The sequence below is a fragment of the Weeksella sp. HMSC059D05 genome (assembly GCF_001809725.1).
Lineage (GTDB): Bacteria > Bacteroidota > Bacteroidia > Flavobacteriales > Weeksellaceae > Weeksella > Weeksella virosa.
Window position 1 is genome coordinate 71,965 of the sequence record NZ_KV798548.1, and the last position, 19,026, is coordinate 90,990.

The following is a 19,026-nucleotide window of genomic DNA, read 5'->3' on the forward strand; positions in this document are numbered from 1 at the left end:
CTTTACTAGAATCAATTAATTCTTTCTGCAAAATATTCACTCTCATTGCCTAATCGATCAACAGCTTTGATAGCTACGGCATTTAGTTTTTGTCCGAATTTTTGATAATCTATAGTTTTAGAAGTAATCGACCCATCTAGAATTTCTGTACTCCAGTGATCGTCGTAACGTGTGTACAATATCCATTTGTTTACAAGAGAATTGTCGACTGTAGACCAATGTGCACGAAAACGATGTTGATCATTTTCCACCTCCAAGTTTGGTCTATGCATTGGTTTGGATGGCAACCATGGACTTGCAGGTACCAGAGCTTTTTCTTTGTAAGGACCATTTCTCAAGGCTTGCAACAACGACGGATTTTTGATCAGTCCAGCTATACTCCAGTGCACAACACCAACACTGTTTTGTAGAATTTGTTCGGAGAGTTTGATTTGATTTAATATCTCAGAAGTACGATCAGCAACTTTTACTTCAACAGTATTAAGACCAGGCCAAAGGTGACGATTAAATGTGTTTTCTGATTGCCACCAGTTGAGCAATGCCGGAAAACTTTGCCCAGATGAATTGATTGGCCAATACAATTGTGGCGAAAAATAATCAACCCAACCTTTATTCAACCATAGCTTTGCATCGGCATATAATTCGTCATACTGAGAAGAACCTTTTATACCTGCTGGGTAACCTGGTTTCCAAATCCCGAAAGGACTTACACCAAATTTCACGTGCGGTTTTATTTGTTTTATTTCTTTATATATTCTTTCGATAATGGTATTGACATTTTCTCGGCGCCAATCGGCTCGCGATAGCTTTCCGCCACTATTTTGGTAGATTTTCCATGTCGCATTGTCTGGGAAGTCTGCTCCACCATTATAAGAAGCGTAAGGGTAAAAATAATCATCGAAATGTATTCCATCTACATCATAGCGTAAAACAATATCCTGAACCACTTTTGAGACATGGTTTTGAGTTTTGGTATGTGCAGGGTCGAACCAATACATTCCGTTTCTTAGTCGAATTACATTTTCGGGTGATCGTTTCACCATCGACGCATTATTTACCGCACCTCCCGTAGAGTGATGTGCGCGATATGGGTTGAGCCATACATGCAACTCCATTCCGCGTTTATGCGCTTCGGTTACCCAAAATTCTAAAGGATCGTAGTAGGGATACGGACTGCGACCTATTTCACCAGTCAAAAAATACGACCATGGTTCGTAATTACTTTTATACAGAGCATCGGCAGAAGGTCTTGCCTGAAAAATTACCGCATTGAAATTCCCCTCTTGTAATAGATCCAATAGACGAATTGCTTCTTTTTTCTGATCTTCGGTCGATAAATTATTGCGCGAAGGCCAGTTGATATTGGCTACCGTTGCAATCCAAGCGGCACGAAACTCACGATTGACTTTTGGTAGATTTACCTCGTAGAATTTGTTTTCTACTTTGGGTTCTTCGACAACTTTCGGGACCTCTTTTACGATGGGTTCTCGGACGGTAGGTTTCTCTATTTTTCTATAAACTGGCTGGGTAGAAGAGTTTGTAATCTTCGTTGTCGAACATGAAAAAATTATGCTCGCAAATATACCTGCCGTTAATATGCATTTTAGTGGTCTCGTTTTCATAGGATACAAAAGTACAATCTTACTTCTTATTTAGTGATAAAGATACGTAAAATGATAGAATTATCTATAAAACGGAAGTTCACTGCAATTATTTCACTAAATGTTTACGTGGTATTTAATAGCTTGTTTTTTTCTGTTAGTTGATAGATTTAATAAAAAAAATCCAGAAATAATTCTGGATTCTAAGATGAGTATTCCTTTGTTGATGATACTTCTATTATTCAAATTATTTTAGAATTACTTTTTTGTTTATTTCCAAACCTTTACCTTCGACTTTCAGGATATAAACTCCACTTTGTTTGCTGCGTAATTCTACCGTTTTCTCTTTTCTAAGATTTTCTTTTTGTGCTACAATTTGTCCTTGCAAATTGTACAACGTAAGTCTAGCAATGTTTTTATTGCTATTTTCTAATCGCACAGAAACTGTATTATTGGCTGATGTATAAACAATTATATCTTTTCTTTCTTGGTAATCGAAATTATCTATACTCATGTCCATTTTCCAAATCTTATTCACAAATTCTGGATGGTCAATAAACGGATTTCGGTTATTCTGATGGGTGTAATATATTAGATCATTGATGTTTCGCTCACGTTCGCTTACCGGATCCATGATGTGCCATGTATAGAGAATCTTTAGGAATGTTTCGCTAAAAGCTTTATTTGCTGTTCCATCGAACATTGCTCTTACTTCTGAATTACTCGAATAGAAGCTTGGCATTCTATCTTCATAACGCGTCACAAAATAGAAAAAAACTCGAGCAATGTCACCTTTAAATTCATCAATCGGTTCAACAACTGTCTTGCTATAGCCAGCTGAATATCCAGCATTAAGATTGTTCCCCAATTTTGTTCCGTTTTTCGAAGTCCAAACTGCATTGGCTACTACACCAAAAGGATAATTTGCTCTTCTACTGTTCACATACCCATCGGTTGGCCAAATATGGAATGCATCCGAAACCATTGGGGTTGCTTTATTAAAATACGATTGTGGGATAAGATGTTCTCGGTTATAGCAATCGCCTTCTTTTGCATAATTTCCACATTGTCCAGATCCAGGAATATAGTTGTATGGGTCTGATGCTGTCGGACTCTCAGAATAAATATCTAACAACGTATTGTCTTTTTCATAGTATATATCCTTGAAACCGTTTTTCGGATTATTTTTTTTATATAAATCCCACAATGCTCCGTAACCACGATCATTGTGTCCTGAAATAATATTCTTCAGTTGTGTTTTTAGTATAAAACCATCTGCCGTCGCCGTATTATAATATCCATCTGGAATTTGTGCAAAACTCCCCATGCTAAGGACAAAAAGCCCTATCGTAAATAAAGTTTTTTTCATATGAATATAACCTCTATGAGTTAGGGTATAAAATTACATATTTTTTATCTTACCAAAGAAATATCAGCCAAGACTTATCGTTTATTTTACATACTAATTGTTTGGTAAGTAAAAAAGGATTTTACAAGAAATAATTTTCGCGCCAAAATAGTTTTACCTTTGTTTTAAAGTATGTTCGATAAACATCGAATCAGTGTAAAAAAAATCTAATCTTGAATATAAAAAAAATTATTCCCGATAATTTTATTCTATTGCTTTTATTGGCAATTATAGTAGGATATTTTGTTCCGCAATTGGCAACTTGGCAGCTTGGATTTATTAATCTCGATCGAATAATTGATATTGGTGTAGTGGGAGTTTTCTTTTTTTATGGTCTAAAATTGGACAAAACGCAGCTAAAAAACGATTTTCGTCGCTGGCCAGTGCATCTACTAACTCAGAGTATTAGTTTTGTATTGTTTCCACTTTTGGTTTTAATTTTTTATCCATTATTCTCCAAAACAGAAGCCTATCAAATGATATTTATTGGGCTTTTTTTCTTAGCAAGCTTACCAAGCACTGTATCGTCTTCTGTTGTGATGGTCTCTATTGCAAAGGGCAATATTATCAGCGCTATTTTCAATGCTAGTCTTTCTGGATTGATTGGTATTATTCTCACCCCACTCTGGATGAGTATTTTTACCAAGTCCACTGCTTCGATAGATTCTAGTTCAGTTTTTATCGATTTAGTAATTAAGATTCTTGTGCCGGTTATGGCTGGCCTATTCATACAACCTTGGCTAGAAAAGTTTTATCAACGACACAAATTTCGCATCGCAAAATTAGATAAACTTACCATTATATTGATTGTTTATAATAGTTTCGCCCATACTTTTCACGACGGCTCATTTACATTGATGCAGCCGAAACAACTCATTCTTATTGCCGTTTGTGTAAGTCTTCTCTTTTTCGTTGTGCTCAAGATTAGCCGATGGGTTGGGCAAAAATTTGGTTTCTCTCGTGAGGACCTCATCACGATTCAGTTTTGCGGGACCAAAAAATCATTGGTGCATGGTTCGGTTTTTGCTAGTGTTTTGTTCAGTGAAAATATTGGTGTTTATCTATTACCGATTATGATTTACCACACCTTCCAATTATTTATTATCAGTTTTATTGCCGAAAAATATGCTAAACAACTCTAATCAACGTTTGATTACTTTGTTATTACTAGGTGCCTTTCAAATGATTTTTTTTCAGATTCTGAAAAGTTCGCCTGCCTTTTTATTGTTTTATAATGTTACGATTTACCCAAAAATCAATCATTTACTACTTTCTATTTTTTCTCGTATTTCTATTCCCATCGGAGAAATTTTCTATCTTCTTTTAGGAGCGAGTTTGTTATTTTTTTTGTACCGATTTTCTTATACCCTTGTAAAAAAAAAGTATTGCGAAACTAAAAACACACTTGTATATATTCTATTGATAGGAAATACTTTTTTCGGGTTTTTTCAACTTTTTTGGGGCATCAATTATGCAAAAAAGTCATTTACAAGCGATTTTTATATAGATGATGTTTCGATAGATGAACTAAAATCGATTGCCGAAAATGAGTTGACTTTAGTAAAATTTTACCGAAATCAAGTGCAAGAAAACGAAAACGGAATTTTCATCTTACAAGAAGATCAAAAAACTTTACAAGAAAACATATTATCCGATCAACAACAACTTGTATATTTTCCTTTTTTAAAAAGTAAATACGTTATAGATAAAAACAATTTCAAACCTAGTTTTTTCAGTTCATTGGCTAATTATTTAGGGGTTCTAGGATACTACAATCCTTTCACCAATGAAGCCAATTACAACAACAAAACAACCGACCTTAGCCGTCCATTTACCCTAGCCCATGAATTGGCACATCTGATAAGTTATGCGCCCGAAAACGAAGCCAATTTTATAGCTTACCTCATCGCAGAACAATCAAAATCAATCGATTTACTTTATTCAGCCCACTACAAAACACTGATGAATGCATTACGCAACATTGCATATAAAGATCCAGAATATGTAAAAAACATACTCGACAATTTCTCAGACGGGATGGTCCGAGACCGTGAACACGAACGTTGGCACGCAGAAAAATATCTAGGTGCAGCAAGCGATGCTTTCTCCAATCTTAATGATGTTTATTTACGAGCCAACAATCAAGAAGGAATAAGTAGTTATAGTCAATACATAGTATATGTAGCTGCTTATTATCGATGGAAAAATATAGGAAACGATTAAGGTTTTACTAGGATGAGTTATTACCAAACAAAAAAGCTCAAACACACAATGGTGATTGAGCTTCTTACTTTGTGATCGCGAAGGGATTTTTTTAAAAAAAGTAAGGCACAGATATTCAGCAGATTATAAAATATCCGTGCCGATATCGTGCCTTAACTTTACTAAAACCCTCTACCAATGCTACTTTATACAAACCTATATTCTAGAAAAGAGAACATAATTAATACTAATAAAAACATCCGTGCCGAAAAAAAGGAACGGAATTAATCTGATACTTTATCTAAGATATCCTTACTAAGATCTTCTATATTTTCAAGCTTCTCTAGAATTTTATTAAATGTATCAGCGTTGTTTCCATAAAATTCAGTTTTTTCTTCTAATTTGGTCTTGTCTGATCTAGTCTGAAAGAAAACGGCCTTTTTCTCAAACATATCATCAAACATGTCAGGTGTATTCAAAGCTGTAAATTCATCTTTTATAAGATAATTAAGGTCTATTTCGGGAAACTTAGCTAATAATTGTTTAATAAATCTATAAGAAGGCTCCCTGCCGTTTGTAACGTTTCTGATAGTTTGCTGGTCTATACCCATGAATTCTGCAAATTCCTTCTTTGTTTCGAAACCGTTCAAGAAAATAAACGAATTAAGTTTTTTTGAAAATGTTGTCATATCATTAATTATTTAGAATAATTTTACATTGTAACAAATAATATGCTTTATAGTTGTTTTTTGTTACACATTAATTATATTTGTATAAAATCTAGGACAAAATAAGACAAAACAGGACAATTATAAGTATGCAGATGCATAGAAATATGGAAAATCTTTTCAAAAATCATCTTCCGAAACACTATAAAAAGAAAATATGTGAGATTTTGGCTATTTCATATAATCATAAAAACATCAAAAAAATATATAGAGTAAAAAATGGATTAGAAGATAACCCAGGAATACTCATGGCTTTGGTTGATTTGGCGGTTAACCAAAAAAAAGAAAAAATAAAAATTAATAAGAAAGTTAAATAATTAATAAAAAACTAAGCAAATGATTAATCAAAGTTACTACCCAGGAATGATAGACTCTTCTATCGAATTTTTCTTCGACGGAACTAATACTTTATTTCTTACCAATGGTTGTATTAGTCCTATTTCTCAAATTCCGGAGAAAATAAAAAAAATCATCATATCCGAAATTAGAAAGGATTCTAAAGTAGAGCATATTCTCCATAATTGGTTTCCCTACAATCAAATAAAACAAATAGAAGAATTTGTAAAATGTAGATTCGGAGGATTAGACTTTCAAGCAGATATTACAGAATCAGGACGACTTCAAAAGGGTGAATATTGGGATTGTCCATTGCGTGGTAAATGCAGTGGAGAAGGTAAGGTTTGTCAACATATTCGTTATAATAATCAAATCATTAATAGTACTGAAATTACGCTAATAAAGCTATTAATTACAGACCTTACCAATAACGAAATTAGCAGTACGATGAATATTCCTCTTGGAACAATCCATTTGATGAAAAAAAATCTTTATGAAAAATTAGAGATAACAACTAAACAGGAATTAGCACTGATAGCTGTAGAAAAAAACATTGCGCAACCAATAACATTATAAATTTTAGAAAATGAAAATTACAGATTTTTCACACGACGAACTCAAGTCAGCCTATAAAGTATTAGATGTTCTTCAAAATGAAGTTTCATATAATAAATCGCTATCTCTTAGTGAGATGTTAATGAGATTTGAAATTATTAGTGAAATGAAAAGAAAGGTTGATATAAGAACTACTCAAGAAAAATATGAAGGACTTAGTATTTATAGGGTATGACACGGATTTTGAATATTACAAATGTCCGAAGTGTGGAATAGTGTTTATTATTAATTTATAAATTTTTTTTGGCCTTATGTGTAACAAAAAACAATCTTTTCAAACAAAAAACAAGATTATAGAATCATCACTTTCTTCCAGAAGCAAAAAAGCACTCCTAGCCTACAGTGTTTACGTTGAAAATAAAAAAATTAAAGAAGGTGAATTGATGTTCGAAGATATTAATCTAGACCTTACGAAACTAGCCAAAATGCGTCGTGTAGGTATGATGACTGTTACAGAAGTAGAAAATTTCTACAGAGAAAACAATCTACCATTCAAACTAATAGATTTCACAACATCAAACTTAAACTTACTATAAGATGCTAAAATTACAATTAATAGGGAATATCGGTGAAACCCCAACAATACACGAAATACCTAACACAGATAGATTTGCTATAAGATTTTCAGTAGCTACCACTGAAAAATGGAAGAATAAGCAAAATGAAGAAACTATCAAAACTACTTGGGTGCGTTGCGTTCGCTATTCAACAACAAAACGTCTTGCAGAAGTTATTAAAAAAGGTGATCAAATATATCTAGAAGGAACACCTAATGCCTCTGCCTATATCAACAACGAAGGTAGTGCAATAGCTAATCTAGAGCTAACTATTTCTTCTATTACCTTCCTACGCAACAGCAAAAAAACCGATATGGTTAGTGATAATAGTAGAGATGATGATGATTTACCTTTTTAAAACAAAAAAAATGCAAAGAAAAATTAACCAAGTACTTGATATAATCTGTAGGGAGTATCAGGTGGATAAACAAGAAATACAATCGAGAGCTCGCACAGAAGACGTTGCCAAAGCCCGTCAATCTTTCTTTTATATATGTCAAAAAATGCTCAAAGCTCCATTAGAGTTGATGGCAGAAGTGGTACCACGAGATCATGCCACCATCCTCTACTCTATCAACATTTATGACAAAGAAAAAGATAAAAATCCGTTTCACTCGTTAATGTACAAATCCATAAAAGAAATCATCGAGAATGAAGTGATGACAACCACGACCGAGAAATTAGAAGAATCGAAATTCAGGATTGGTGATAAAGTGTACAAACCAAAAGGCTATAAGTTTCCTGGAGAAGTACGTGCAATCTTCACCAACACAAGAAATGAAATTAGAATCGTGGCAGAAATGGAAGACAACGGCATGCTCCATATTTTCAACGAAAGTCAATTGAAAATTTTAAAAACGAAATGAAAAACGAGGAACAAACTCCAAAAGAACCACAAACAGAGGTATTGCATAGAGCAGATGTTGGTGGTAGTGCTGTGAGGTATAACGGTGAGAAATTGCGTTGGTCGCTTGTTGACTTTGATGCCCTGGAGGATATGGTTAAGGTGTTGGAATTTGGAGCAAAGAAATACGCTGATAACAACTGGAAAAAAGGTCTTTTTACAACGGAAATTTGCGAAAGCCTAATAAGACACTTAACAGCATATATGCGTGGTGAAGATATTGACCCCGAAAGTGGATTACCACACACAGGACATATTTTATGCAACGCAATGTTTTTATCATACATGCAGCGCTTCAAGCCCGATTTTGATACAAGACATAGAGACAATAATAAGCGTTGCTGCACGAAAGGTTAATTGAAAATTTTAAAAACGAAAATGAAAAACAGAAATTTAAACCATAGTGATAATTGGGCTACTCCAAAAGAATTTTATGACAAACTAAATGCAGAGTTTGCGTTTGACTTTGATCCTTGCCCTTTAAACGAGAATGAAATAACGCCTGATAAATATGGCTTACTGATTGAATGGGGGCAAAGAAACTACATTAACCCACCATACAGTAGGAAGTTGAAAGAGGCGTTTGTAATGAAAGCCGTTGAGGAAAGTAAAAAGGGCAAGTTATGTGTAATGCTATTGCCTGTATCTACTTCAACAAAACTATTCCACGAGGTAATAAAACCAAACGCAAACGAGATCCGATTTGTAAAAGGTCGCATAAAATTCGTTGGAGTAAATACCAAAGGAGAATTAGTAAATGATAAAGCCCCAATGCACGATAGTATGATCGTTGTTTTCGGGCGCGCGGCAGAAAAAAAATAATGTCGCCTAACGGTTGAGCATTGGCGTTCGTTGCCGATGCTGAATAAAGCACTAAAGATTAATTAATAAATAAAAGTTGAAATTATGAACAACAGTACAAAAGAAATTCAAGGCAATGATGCCAATGCAATGTTAGGTGCTGTACGGTATCATTCTCACGAAGCTCTTATGGTTAATAATCTTTTTGAAAAATATTTCGGGATAAAATTTCAAAGTTTTTGGATTGGTTGGGTTTCAGGATTCAGCAATGAAATATTGATTGACATTGGAAAATTTGACGATTATTTATTAGAAAAATACAATTATAGTGGCTCTATGTCAGAATTTATTTTGAAGAGATTTGGAGAAGAAGCACACGAATTTTTAAACCGATTAATATGATTTACGGATATATACGAGTAAGTACAGACAGGCAGGACACGGAAAATCAAAAAATAGGTATCAATAACAAAGCAAAATCATTGGGCTTTGAAATTGAAGAATGGATTTCGGACGATGGCGTATCTGGGACGAAAGAACCAGATAAAAGATTGCTTGGGAAATTATTAAAGAACATAAAACCTGGCGATGTAATCATATCGTCTGAATTATCTCGTTTGGGTAGAAATTTATTTATGGTTATGAGAATATTAGAACATTGTATGAAGAATGAAGTTAAAGTTTACACTGTTAAAGACGGTTATGAGTTGGGAGACAATGTTACATCAAAAGTCTTAGCATTTGCTTTTGCTTTAGCTGCTGAAATTGAAAGAGATATGATTTCCAAAAGAACGAAGGAGGCTTTGGCAAGAAAAAAGGCAGAAGGAATACATATTGGAAGGCCTAAAGGAAGATTATCGGATAAGGTGAAACTAACTGGTAAAGAAGAAACTATAAAGAAACACTTAGAAAAAGGTATGTCCCAAGTTAAACTTAGTAAGAAATTAGGAGTAGCAAGAGGGACGCTGGCTCGTTTTATTAAAAGAGAGTCGATTTAAGTAGTATAGCACCTAACACAAAGCTTTGCGAACTAAGTGAAATATCCAAAAAACGAAATAAAAAACAAAATGAAACTGAATATATATATCGGCCTTCGTGCAATAGCCTATGTCATCACCGAGGGGCTAGATGTTGTGAAACATGGGATTAAGAGAGTGAATATTTCTTTCGATGATTATTATGAGTTTATCTCGGGTAAACCTGTAAGTAAGCGAATCAATAGACGGATGAAAGCACAAGCTAGGAGAAATCTTTGGCGTTTCAAAAGTAGAAAATCGAATCTTAGAAGACTTCTACAAGCTACTTACGGATGCCAACCACAACATTTAACCAGGACGCAAAATCTACAATTAAGAGTGAAAGGATTGACACAAGAATTAACGCCGCAAGAGCTAACCAATGTTCTTTGTCAATTACAGCTGAAAAGAGGCTACAAATCATTACGTGGGGTGAGCGACAATGAGAATAGCGACTACCTGAAGGAAATCGAAAACCACGAAGAAAATGCAAAACAATATCCTTCTATTGCGGCCTACCTTCTAACATTGGAGAGTAGCAGAGACATTATTTTCACGCGCGAAAGTTACGAGAAGGAATTCCATATGATAATGGACGCTCAGAATATCGACAAAAAGTTGCGTGATAAGCTATATAGCATCATCTACTACCAACGACCTCTCAAGAAGCCAAAGGTGGCTATGTGCGATTACGAGAAGAATCGGACCGTTGCGCATGCATCCAATCCATTGTACCAGGAATTTCGAATTTGGAGAGATATTCTGAATATCAAAATCTATGACATGAACCAAGAAGAGATTGAAATCAGTTTCGAACAACGAAAGAAATGGGTTGAGAAATGCAATAGAGGTAGCAACATCACAAAGGCTAATTGTCTGAAAGATTTGAAGCTGAAACACCCGACCCATTATAGTTGGTATAGCGGAAAGTTAATTGCAGGTAATCCGATTAATAAAGCGTTCAATAGCTTGAAAATAGAAGCTGATTATACCGAATTATGGCAAGATATATACTCGGCGACCGCTAATGAACGATTAGGAAAATTATTGAAAGAAAAATATCAACTCAACAATGCACAAATTAATGAGCTACTGGATTTGGATTTCAATAAACTAGGTTGGAGTAATTTCTCTATAAAATCAATTCGCAAACTTCTACCATTGATGCAAGAAGGAAAGCGACTGAAGGAAGCGATATTAGAAATTTACGGTCAAGTTGATTTTGATAATGTAGCATTGCGGAACGTGGTACTAGAGCAACACTATGCAAGTTGCCAATCACTCTATCTGGCATTGCAAGAAAAATATCAGATTGATGAAGTGCAGTTCGAAATCGACCATCTCCTGAAACAAGGGAACAAAGGAAGAAAAGCAATTGCACAAGCCAAAAGAAAGGAAGATAAATTTGCCAAACAACATCCGGAGCTTTCGCACTATGACAGGATTAAGTTGCAATTATGGGAAGAAAGCGGAGGAATATCTCCCTACGAACCCGATGTATTGATCTCGAAAGAAGAACTCTTCAGCGACCAATACAACTTAGATCATATCATACCGAAAAGCAAACTATACGAGCGATCATTAGCCAATCAAGTGCTATGTCCTACCAAACTAAACCAGCTCAAAAATAGAACCACCGGAATTGACTTTGCCAAATCGCTAGGGATAGAAGAAGAGTACCGGGAAGCGGTTAAGAAATTCCCAGAAAACAAACAGAAATACTTATTAATGGGTGAAGAGGATATACCCGACGATTGGATTTCTAGAAGACAAAACAGCGATTACAACACCAAGTGTTTTGCAACAATCTTTCAAGGCACTAATATTCCTAATAAGTTACTCAATCGATACCAATCGCAATGGAAGGCTAATCAATACAACGAACAAGACGCAAGGCACTACCTACAGAAAGCATGGGTAATGGCAAACATGAGCCAAGAGACGGTTAATTACTTCGACAACATTAAGAATGAAAGCAATGGCATTGATAGCGTTTCGATATATAATATTCAACCGGACATTGCTCCGCTTGATTTGAGTAATGTTTTTGCCGTTATGCCGAAAATCAAATTCAGTCGTAAAACCAAATTCGGATACACGCCACGATTCGCACTTCATCAAGAAAGCGTGTATGGTGAACGAGTAGAGAAGTCAAGGAATACCAAAGGTGAAATTGTAGAAGATCGGTATTACAAAATCCGACAGCCGATTAGCAAACTATCGCCCGCAATGATTAATAAAATTATGGACAAAAGAATCAGAAAAATAATAGAAAAACGAATTACTGAAGTTGGTAACCACGAAGATGGCATTGTTTCTTTGATTGAAAATCCAGCCAAGTACAACGGTAAGCCAATCCATAAGGTGTCTGTTCGATTCAGTTCTAATACCGTATTTCCATTACGTTCTACCGACGGTAAGGGGAACACCGGGAAATTCGATGAATATGAACGAAAAATTGATTTTGTTTTCAATGATAAAAACTATGCAATCAGGGTTTGGATTGATGAGAAAGCTAAGGTGAAAAGAGAGCAGATATCGCTAATAGATTACATCAAGGCACTGAACGGTGGAGAAAGGCTAGAACGTGGTTTCACGCTAATGGAAAATGATATAGTAGAATTAGACGGTAATTACTATTACTTGATTGGAGTGTCTACTGCTCCCAAACTACGACCAACAACCACCTTAGCGGCGAAGGATGATTTTACAATCAAAGCCGATGATTGGATAAAAATAAAGAAGGTGAATGTCAATCAACTAGGAGAAGTAATCAGCAGTTATGGGATTGAAGATTATCAATAACGTTCGCCTTGTTAAGAAAACCAAGAAAGCGAAACTCTTCGATAGTGGCTCAAGATTTTGGGTGCCAAACGCAGCTATTGTAGATATGAAGCCGGCAAGAGATGGCTATAATGTTGTGGTAGAAGATTGGTTCGAAACGGACCAGTCTTTCACCGACATTTCCTTATCAGAATTATTACAAGAAAAGCCACCAGCAGACATCCAATGGACAACAGGAATAGATGAAAAAGATTATCCAGAAGACTTAGTACAAATCCAGAGAGAAGCAGTTGATTTCTCCACTAGACTGAGAAGAAGCCTAATTTGGCTGTGGACAGGTTGTGGCAAGACAAAGATTGGAATTGAGATAGCCAATACTCTCTATAAGCATGGGAAGATAAAAAGACTCTATTGGATTACACCGCAATATGAAAGGGCATTAGAGCAGTTAACCAATTCGTTCGATCGTTGGCTCAATCCTACAATTGAAATCAAAATCGTATCGATCAATTGGTTCAGCTATAATCAAGACCTAGAGTTGAGTGAACAAGATTGCGTAATCATCGATGAAGCTCATCGTGTGAAAAATGGTATTATAGCAATTAACGAAAGTCCAGATTGCAAACTAGCCAACAACATCCGTATATCAATTTCCAATGCAGGGTACGCCTATGGTCTTACGGCCGATAGTTGCACCAATGGAGTATTAGACCTGTTCGGAATTTTCTTTTGTCTAGATAAACGTATAATTATCCAAGAAGGTAGAAAGGCACTCCATTACCTGAATGTGAAAGGAGAAAAAATAAGAGGCGTCAAATCGATGCTCAATTTCTTGCAATCTGTTTCACCCTATGTTTTCCATCGCAATCGATACGATTATGACAATAGAAAAATGATCGAAAGGGATAGAAAATTAATGCTCAATGCTACTCAGTCACAAGCAATGAATCTATTATATGGGAGAGTCAATAAGTTCACCAAAGAAAAACAAAGCATTGTAGACGTCTACTCTTCAATGGTACGATGTTGCTATCGGTCTGGAGGAGCTGATTTGAAGAAGAAAGAATTGAAACAACTCTTGCGAGAAATCCCACAGGATGACCAGGTAATTATATTCGGATTCACCGTAAGTGGTAAGTATTCGGACATTGCCGTTGCTAGAGAAGCACTCAACGAAAATAGAGAGTCTTATATCGAACTCAACGGAGAGCGAAGCGACGAAGACAATGCACTAGCAATTCACCTGTTCCGAGAAGGTAAATTCAGAGTCCTAATTGCTAGCTATGGTTGTGGATCCGAGCTTCTCGATTTTCCTAATGCTAACCATGTAATCCTATTCGGACATTCGCTCAATCCTATTCACCGTCGACAAGCTATCGGGCGTATCGATAGATTAATACAGAAGAAACAATGCTATATACATAACCTCTATATCGCCAACAGTGTAGAGGGTTACGTTAATAGTATGTATCAAAGAAAATTAGAGTTGAGCAACGACATATCGCATTATATGAAACTTGATCATAAAACATTGAACAATGAACTTACTTAATGGAATTGAAGAAGAGAAAAACGAAATCCCAATCAAATCAGAATTATGGGGAATGCTACCAGAAAAGGTAGACGCAAAACTATTATCAGAAATTGATAATAGAATCGAGCAGATGAACGACCATTACAACCTATTCATAAGACGTAATCGACTACTATCGGCAATCGCAATATTAGAAACAGAAGTAAACGAAATAGAAAATGAAATTAACAGATTATAAAGAAAGAGAGATACCAGGTTGGCACGAACCAAACGTAACAGAGGAACTTATCATCCACCACAAAGGCAAATTAGTTGGTGCTTTTTTCCCAGAAACTACTGCTAATATCAAGTATCTGATTGACTTCATTATAGAAGGATGCAGAGAAAACAGGAAGTCATTCATACCACACGTCTACGGGAATAGACAATTAGAAAGTATTTTCTTTGGAGGATTGCGAACAGACGGGAGTTTGGGTAGACACAAAGCTACAATAGCGGCTTTTCACAAAGAAAAAGAAAACAACGATATACTCAAAGCTATTGCACTACTTGGTGAGCTGGGAGTAGAATTTGCCTCTTCTAGGAGCGAAGAAATTAGAGAATCATTCGAAAATCAAAGAAGACAACAGAATCTACTGTGCGACAAATCTGTATGCATCACCAATCATTTCACGAGCGGTAGCATCAATTACAACGGTCTATTAGGATTGCATTACGACACTGCCTCACTACCGGGTGTTTTGAATTTGATTTTCTATAAAAGAAAGGGAAGGGGAGGAAATCTAGTAATACCACAACTCGATACGTGCATAGATAGCAAGAGCTACTCATTAGCATTACTCAATGTAAGAGAAATGATGCACGGAGTGACTGCTTTCGAAGGAGATTATAGAGACAGTATTGTGTTTTATTCGGTAAATGGAATGGGATAAAAAAACACCAACGTATTGCTGGTGTTAAGTGCTATATCACTACGGTTTATACCTTATTGTGAATTTCTTTCGATTCAAAGATAATAAAAAAATAATAGAAAAATGACCAAAAAAGAAACAAATATATTCCTACTAAAAGCTAGCGTTCATGCGGCTGCCTTGCTCGAGGAAATGGATAGAGCGAAAGTCGATACAGAAGAGGCTAGAATACTGAAGGACCTTCTCGAGCGACACCTCGAATTGGTTTACCAAACAAAAGAGGTTTGCGACAGGCCTTTCCTACAAACACTAGAAAATAGATTCGACACGACAATTAGAAAAACAGCCAAAGAATTCAATATTAGATTATAAATATGGGACTTATAAAATCAGACTTCATAGACCAACTACTCGCCGATGCTGACATAGTAGAGATATTCGAAAAGAGACATAAACTAATCAAAAAAGGGACAAACTATTTCTGCCTATCTCCTCTCAATGATGAGAATACTCCATCATGCGTTATCGATCCCGATAAGCAAATGTTCTTCGATAAATCGGCAAACGTATCGGGCAATATTTTCACTTACTTCATGAAAGTGCACAACCTCTCCTTTGTAGAGTCGGTTAAAGAATTAGCAAGAATCATGAATAGAGATGTAGAATATGAATCAGATAGAGATGCAAAAAAATACGAAGCTAAAATCAATATCATTAATAACCTTCGCCCTATTCTTCAAGCTACAGAAAAAAAATACAAAGAAGAGTTATACAAACAAGATATGTCTTCACCTGTATGGCAAGAAATAAAAAAGCGTGGGTATAATGAAGATGTTGTGAAACAATGGGGATTGGGCTATGCTCCAGGAAATCAATTTCTATACAAATTACTAGCCATGACAGGCAATATAGAGGATGGAAAGAAATTAGGATTGATCAATAATAAAAATAACGATAAGCTCTACAATCGACTCACCTACTCTATTTTCGACAAACAATCAAACATCATTGGCTTTGCATCTCGAAGTTTGAGCGACGACAAAAAAACAGCAAAATGGATGAACCCATCCAATAACGATTTGTACAACAAATCAAAAGAATGGTATGGATTTAATTTTGCATTGAAAAAAATAGCTCAAACCAAAATAGCGTGGATAGTAGAAGGTTATAATGATGTGATTGCATGGCATCTACTAGGCATCAATAATACTATTTCTCCCTACGGGAAAGAATTTTCTCAAGGACAAATAAATGAACTGAAAAAACACGCTCACAAAGCAATCGTTTGCTTGGATCATGACAAGGCGGGTATAGAAGCAATGGTTAGGAATATCCCAAAACTTCTAGCAAATGGGATTAATGTAGAAGTTTGTTTTTTGCCAGGTAAGAAAATAGACGGACTAGAAGTGAAAGTTGATCCAGACGATTTCTCTAGATTATACAAAAAGGAAATTGAAGAATTTGAAGGGACAACCGAAGAATTTCTAGAGTATTTGAAGTGCTACAAAAATGGATTCGAATTTCTAATAGATCAACATGTGGTGGGAGATTCTACCATAGATAAAGCAGTAGGCGTAACAAAGTGTGTCAGAATTCTGATGCAAATAGAAGATAGAACGCATAGAAACATCTATCGTGATATGTTGATTTCTAAAACGAAATTCAAAGCTTCTCTAATTAAGGAAATAGAAGAAGATATACGAGCAGAAAGAGAAGCTACACAGAATATCGATGATTTCACACTAACCGAGTATACATTACCCTCTGCACTGAAAGGTGAAGATATAAAAACCTATCTACCGATGATAAAAGAATATGGTTTTTTTCAAGCCAAAAATCAAATATGGATGCAGATAGAATCAGACACGCCTCCGTTCTATTTCAAATCTATATCAAATTTCAGTATAGAAATCATTCAACATATGAACGATGACAAATTCCCGAAGAAACTTTTGCAAATAAAAAATACCCGAAACATTGAGCGTATATTCGATGCTCCTGCAGATGCACTTAACAATGTTGGTATTTTTACTAAACATATAGAGAATCAAGGGAATTACAGATTCAAAGGAAAAACACAAGACCTAGAACGGCTGAAAGATTACCTTTTCGATAAAATGGGTACAGGACGTGCTGTAGAAGTTATGGGACAAAATCCAGAAGGTTTCTTTGTTTGGAACAATGGAGTAACCATACCAGGTGTTGGGCATATCAGTATGGATGAAAACGGAATATTCAAACACAACGACGTTACCTATTATGTTCCTTCTGCTAATAGTATCTATGCTAGTAACCACACGAGATATATTACACAGAAAAAGGTAATCGTAAGAGAAGCATCGGTATCGATTACAGAATATCTAGCACAATTAAGGATTGTACACCGTGGCCATTCTATATCTGGAATATTGTTTGCGATTGCATCTGCGTTTCAAGATTTCATTGCTCCAGCAGTCAAGGGATTTCCTCTTCTATTATTATACGGACAAGCATCATCGGGAAAAGACCAACTCTCAAACTGTCTTAGGAGTTTCTTTGGCATACCACAATCTGTTATTGCACTTGGTGCAGAAAGTTCTACTGCCAAAGCGAAGGTTAGAGAATTTGCACAAATAGCCAATGTTATTACTCACCTTTCAGAATATAGAAATGGAGACAAGAAGACAGATGAAATGCTGAAAGGTATATGGGATAGAAACGGATATAAGTACGGAACAATAGAGTCTTCTGTTTCATCAAACGAAGTACCCATACTATCATCGGCACTTGTTACCGGTAACGAATTTCCGAACGACGAAGCATTGATTACACGATTTCTTTGGGAAGAAATGATGAAGGATAAATTTACCCAAGCAGAAAAAGATGAATTTCACAAATTAGAAGATATGTCGACCAGTGGTATTTCATCGTTCATGGTTACTATTCTGCTACAACGTCCAGAAGTAGAGAAAAGATTCCTATTCGAGCATAGACTATTCACAGAAGAATTAATAACTAGAGAGGCTTTCAAAGATACCAAATCAAGGATTATCAACAACCACGCAGTTATAGGTGCTATGTACGAGATATTCAAAGAAACTATTCGATTTCCTTTTACAAGAGCCGAAATGCTAGCCCATTTTGATACAATGGTTAATAACCAAAAAAGAAGATTAGAATCCGAATCTGTAATAGCAAAATTTTGGCAAAGATTTGTTCATGCATTACGAGGCACAAACGATAGAAAGATTTGGAAGGATAGAGACTTCAAACTCGACGGTAATCTACTATATATAAGATGGACAGACGTGTATAATGCAATTCAACCAACATGGTATATGTCATTTGAAGAAAGTTGCCCGAATAGAAACGAAATGAAAAAAAGTATGATGGATGATATTGCATTCGTAGAGTCGAGTAAAAGTACACGTTTTGGCAATGGCAAGCAATCATTCGTAACCACAGCATTAGTTTTTGATGTTGAAAAAATAAAAGATAAGGATGATATTCTCTATGCGATCCAGTATATAGGTAGTAGTAATTATGATGATGCGAATCAACTAGAAAATAATAACGATATAGAAAAAGATGAATTACCATTCTAGATCACTATTTTTTTAATTTTTTTTCTAAAATTTTTCAAAACAGCG

21 protein-coding genes are annotated in these 19,026 nt (G+C 35.4%); 18 read left to right on the forward strand and 3 right to left on the reverse strand.

Features of this window, described 5'->3' with window-relative positions:
• Positions 1-11: 11 nt before the first annotated feature.
• A complete protein-coding gene (locus HMPREF2660_RS08475; protein WP_070486690.1) occupies positions 12-1,622 on the reverse strand; it encodes a glycoside hydrolase family 10-like protein in 1,611 nt (536 codons plus the stop codon).
• 226 nt (positions 1,623-1,848) lie between these two features.
• The gene (locus HMPREF2660_RS08480) at positions 1,849-2,970 is read right to left on the reverse strand and encodes an endonuclease (protein ID WP_070486691.1); all 1,122 of its coding nucleotides are present in this window, start codon (positions 2,968-2,970) and stop codon (positions 1,849-1,851) included.
• A 212-nt stretch (positions 2,971-3,182) separates the two neighbouring features.
• Here HMPREF2660_RS08480 and HMPREF2660_RS08485 point away from each other — a divergent pair, with 212 nt between their 5' ends.
• Both HMPREF2660_RS08485 and HMPREF2660_RS08490 read left to right on the forward strand, forming a co-directional pair.
• Positions 3,183-4,151 carry a bile acid:sodium symporter family protein gene (locus HMPREF2660_RS08485; RefSeq protein ID WP_070486692.1) on the forward strand — a complete coding sequence of 323 codons (969 nt, stop codon included), beginning with the start codon at positions 3,183-3,185 and terminating at the stop codon, positions 4,149-4,151.
• A complete protein-coding gene (locus HMPREF2660_RS08490) occupies positions 4,135-5,232 on the forward strand; it encodes a DUF3810 domain-containing protein (RefSeq protein ID WP_013598843.1) in 1,098 nt (365 codons plus the stop codon). Before HMPREF2660_RS08485 ends, HMPREF2660_RS08490 begins: the two co-directional genes overlap by 17 nt.
• Positions 5,233-5,495: 263 nt before the next feature.
• On the opposite strand, the gene HMPREF2660_RS08495 is transcribed toward HMPREF2660_RS08490, so the two are convergent.
• On the reverse strand, positions 5,496-5,900 hold the full coding sequence (locus HMPREF2660_RS08495; RefSeq protein WP_070486693.1) for a helix-turn-helix domain-containing protein: 405 nt from the start codon (positions 5,898-5,900) through the stop codon (positions 5,496-5,498).
• A 146-nt stretch (positions 5,901-6,046) separates the two neighbouring features.
• On the opposite strand from HMPREF2660_RS08495, the gene HMPREF2660_RS08500 reads away from it, so the two are divergent.
• The 16 genes from HMPREF2660_RS08500 (at position 6,047) to HMPREF2660_RS08575 (ending at position 18,981) form a co-directional block, all read left to right on the forward strand.
• Entirely contained in the window at positions 6,047-6,256 is a 210-nt protein-coding gene (locus HMPREF2660_RS08500; protein ID WP_070486694.1) for a hypothetical protein, read from the forward strand.
• A 19-nt stretch (positions 6,257-6,275) separates the two neighbouring features.
• On the forward strand, positions 6,276-6,851 hold the full coding sequence (locus tag HMPREF2660_RS08505) for a LuxR C-terminal-related transcriptional regulator (protein ID WP_070486695.1): 576 nt from the start codon (positions 6,276-6,278) through the stop codon (positions 6,849-6,851).
• Positions 6,852-6,861: 10 nt separating this feature from the next.
• The gene (locus HMPREF2660_RS08510) at positions 6,862-7,065 is read left to right on the forward strand and encodes a hypothetical protein (protein ID WP_070486696.1); all 204 of its coding nucleotides are present in this window, start codon (positions 6,862-6,864) and stop codon (positions 7,063-7,065) included.
• Between the two features lie 208 nt (positions 7,066-7,273).
• Positions 7,274-7,426 carry a hypothetical protein gene (locus HMPREF2660_RS10990; RefSeq protein ID WP_168160801.1) on the forward strand — a complete coding sequence of 51 codons (153 nt, stop codon included), beginning with the start codon at positions 7,274-7,276 and terminating at the stop codon, positions 7,424-7,426.
• Position 7,427: 1 nt separating this feature from the next.
• On the forward strand, positions 7,428-7,805 hold the full coding sequence (locus HMPREF2660_RS08520) for a single-stranded DNA-binding protein (RefSeq protein WP_070486698.1): 378 nt from the start codon (positions 7,428-7,430) through the stop codon (positions 7,803-7,805).
• A 10-nt stretch (positions 7,806-7,815) separates the two neighbouring features.
• On the forward strand, positions 7,816-8,313 hold the full coding sequence (locus HMPREF2660_RS08525; protein ID WP_168160802.1) for a helix-turn-helix domain-containing protein: 498 nt from the start codon (positions 7,816-7,818) through the stop codon (positions 8,311-8,313).
• The gene (locus HMPREF2660_RS08530; RefSeq protein ID WP_070486701.1) at positions 8,310-8,708 is read left to right on the forward strand and encodes a dATP/dGTP diphosphohydrolase domain-containing protein; all 399 of its coding nucleotides are present in this window, start codon (positions 8,310-8,312) and stop codon (positions 8,706-8,708) included. The genes HMPREF2660_RS08525 and HMPREF2660_RS08530 overlap by 4 nt, the downstream gene beginning before the upstream one ends.
• A gap of 21 nt (positions 8,709-8,729) precedes the next feature.
• Positions 8,730-9,173 carry a DNA N-6-adenine-methyltransferase gene (locus HMPREF2660_RS08535; RefSeq protein WP_070486848.1) on the forward strand — a complete coding sequence of 148 codons (444 nt, stop codon included), beginning with the start codon at positions 8,730-8,732 and terminating at the stop codon, positions 9,171-9,173.
• An 84-nt stretch (positions 9,174-9,257) separates the two neighbouring features.
• Positions 9,258-9,554 (forward strand): hypothetical protein, encoded by a 297-nt coding sequence (locus tag HMPREF2660_RS08540; protein ID WP_070486703.1) that lies wholly within the window; start codon positions 9,258-9,260, stop codon positions 9,552-9,554.
• Entirely contained in the window at positions 9,551-10,150 is a 600-nt protein-coding gene (locus HMPREF2660_RS08545; RefSeq protein ID WP_070486704.1) for a master DNA invertase Mpi family serine-type recombinase, read from the forward strand. The genes HMPREF2660_RS08540 and HMPREF2660_RS08545 overlap by 4 nt, the downstream gene beginning before the upstream one ends.
• Before the next feature lie 69 nt (positions 10,151-10,219).
• A complete protein-coding gene (gene cas9 / locus HMPREF2660_RS08550; RefSeq protein WP_141743579.1) occupies positions 10,220-12,973 on the forward strand; it encodes a type II CRISPR RNA-guided endonuclease Cas9 in 2,754 nt (917 codons plus the stop codon).
• Entirely contained in the window at positions 12,951-14,504 is a 1,554-nt protein-coding gene (locus tag HMPREF2660_RS08555; RefSeq protein ID WP_070486708.1) for a helicase-related protein, read from the forward strand. The genes cas9 and HMPREF2660_RS08555 overlap by 23 nt, the downstream gene beginning before the upstream one ends.
• Complete coding sequence (locus HMPREF2660_RS08560; protein WP_070486710.1) at positions 14,491-14,724, forward strand: hypothetical protein; 234 nt, start codon at positions 14,491-14,493, stop codon at positions 14,722-14,724. Before HMPREF2660_RS08555 ends, HMPREF2660_RS08560 begins: the two co-directional genes overlap by 14 nt.
• Positions 14,705-15,418: a hypothetical protein gene (locus HMPREF2660_RS08565; protein ID WP_070486711.1), complete on the forward strand. Its 714-nt coding sequence runs from the start codon at positions 14,705-14,707 to the stop codon at positions 15,416-15,418. The genes HMPREF2660_RS08560 and HMPREF2660_RS08565 overlap by 20 nt, the downstream gene beginning before the upstream one ends.
• A 102-nt stretch (positions 15,419-15,520) precedes the next feature.
• The gene (locus HMPREF2660_RS08570) at positions 15,521-15,769 is read left to right on the forward strand and encodes a hypothetical protein (RefSeq protein ID WP_070486713.1); all 249 of its coding nucleotides are present in this window, start codon (positions 15,521-15,523) and stop codon (positions 15,767-15,769) included.
• Positions 15,770-15,771: 2 nt separating this feature from the next.
• Positions 15,772-18,981: a DNA primase gene (locus HMPREF2660_RS08575; RefSeq protein ID WP_070486715.1), complete on the forward strand. Its 3,210-nt coding sequence runs from the start codon at positions 15,772-15,774 to the stop codon at positions 18,979-18,981.
• Positions 18,982-19,026: the final 45 nt, after the last annotated feature.

Bases quoted from the DNA above. Each gene is read 5' to 3' on its own strand.
- HMPREF2660_RS08475 (WP_070486690.1), bottom strand. From the start codon at position 1,622: ATGAAAACGAGACCACTAAAATGCATATTAACGGCAGGTATATTTGCG.
- HMPREF2660_RS08480 (WP_070486691.1), bottom strand. From the start codon at position 2,970: ATGAAAAAAACTTTATTTACGATAGGGCTTTTTGTCCTTAGCATGGGG.
- HMPREF2660_RS08490 (WP_013598843.1), top strand. From the start codon at position 4,135: ATGCTAAACAACTCTAATCAACGTTTGATTACTTTGTTATTACTAGGT.
- HMPREF2660_RS08495 (WP_070486693.1), bottom strand. From the start codon at position 5,900: ATGACAACATTTTCAAAAAAACTTAATTCGTTTATTTTCTTGAACGGT.
- HMPREF2660_RS08500 (WP_070486694.1), top strand. From the start codon at position 6,047: ATGGAAAATCTTTTCAAAAATCATCTTCCGAAACACTATAAAAAGAAA.
- HMPREF2660_RS08505 (WP_070486695.1), top strand. From the start codon at position 6,276: ATGATTAATCAAAGTTACTACCCAGGAATGATAGACTCTTCTATCGAA.
- HMPREF2660_RS08510 (WP_070486696.1), top strand. From the start codon at position 6,862: ATGAAAATTACAGATTTTTCACACGACGAACTCAAGTCAGCCTATAAA.
- HMPREF2660_RS10990 (WP_168160801.1), top strand. From the start codon at position 7,274: ATGTTCGAAGATATTAATCTAGACCTTACGAAACTAGCCAAAATGCGT.
- HMPREF2660_RS08520 (WP_070486698.1), top strand. From the start codon at position 7,428: ATGCTAAAATTACAATTAATAGGGAATATCGGTGAAACCCCAACAATA.
- HMPREF2660_RS08525 (WP_168160802.1), top strand. From the start codon at position 7,816: ATGCAAAGAAAAATTAACCAAGTACTTGATATAATCTGTAGGGAGTAT.
- HMPREF2660_RS08530 (WP_070486701.1), top strand. From the start codon at position 8,310: ATGAAAAACGAGGAACAAACTCCAAAAGAACCACAAACAGAGGTATTG.
- HMPREF2660_RS08535 (WP_070486848.1), top strand. From the start codon at position 8,730: ATGAAAAACAGAAATTTAAACCATAGTGATAATTGGGCTACTCCAAAA.
- HMPREF2660_RS08540 (WP_070486703.1), top strand. From the start codon at position 9,258: ATGAACAACAGTACAAAAGAAATTCAAGGCAATGATGCCAATGCAATG.
- HMPREF2660_RS08545 (WP_070486704.1), top strand. From the start codon at position 9,551: ATGATTTACGGATATATACGAGTAAGTACAGACAGGCAGGACACGGAA.
- cas9 (WP_141743579.1), top strand. From the start codon at position 10,220: ATGAAACTGAATATATATATCGGCCTTCGTGCAATAGCCTATGTCATC.
- HMPREF2660_RS08555 (WP_070486708.1), top strand. From the start codon at position 12,951: ATGGGATTGAAGATTATCAATAACGTTCGCCTTGTTAAGAAAACCAAG.
- HMPREF2660_RS08560 (WP_070486710.1), top strand. From the start codon at position 14,491: ATGAACTTACTTAATGGAATTGAAGAAGAGAAAAACGAAATCCCAATC.
- HMPREF2660_RS08565 (WP_070486711.1), top strand. From the start codon at position 14,705: ATGAAATTAACAGATTATAAAGAAAGAGAGATACCAGGTTGGCACGAA.
- HMPREF2660_RS08570 (WP_070486713.1), top strand. From the start codon at position 15,521: ATGACCAAAAAAGAAACAAATATATTCCTACTAAAAGCTAGCGTTCAT.
- HMPREF2660_RS08575 (WP_070486715.1), top strand. From the start codon at position 15,772: ATGGGACTTATAAAATCAGACTTCATAGACCAACTACTCGCCGATGCT.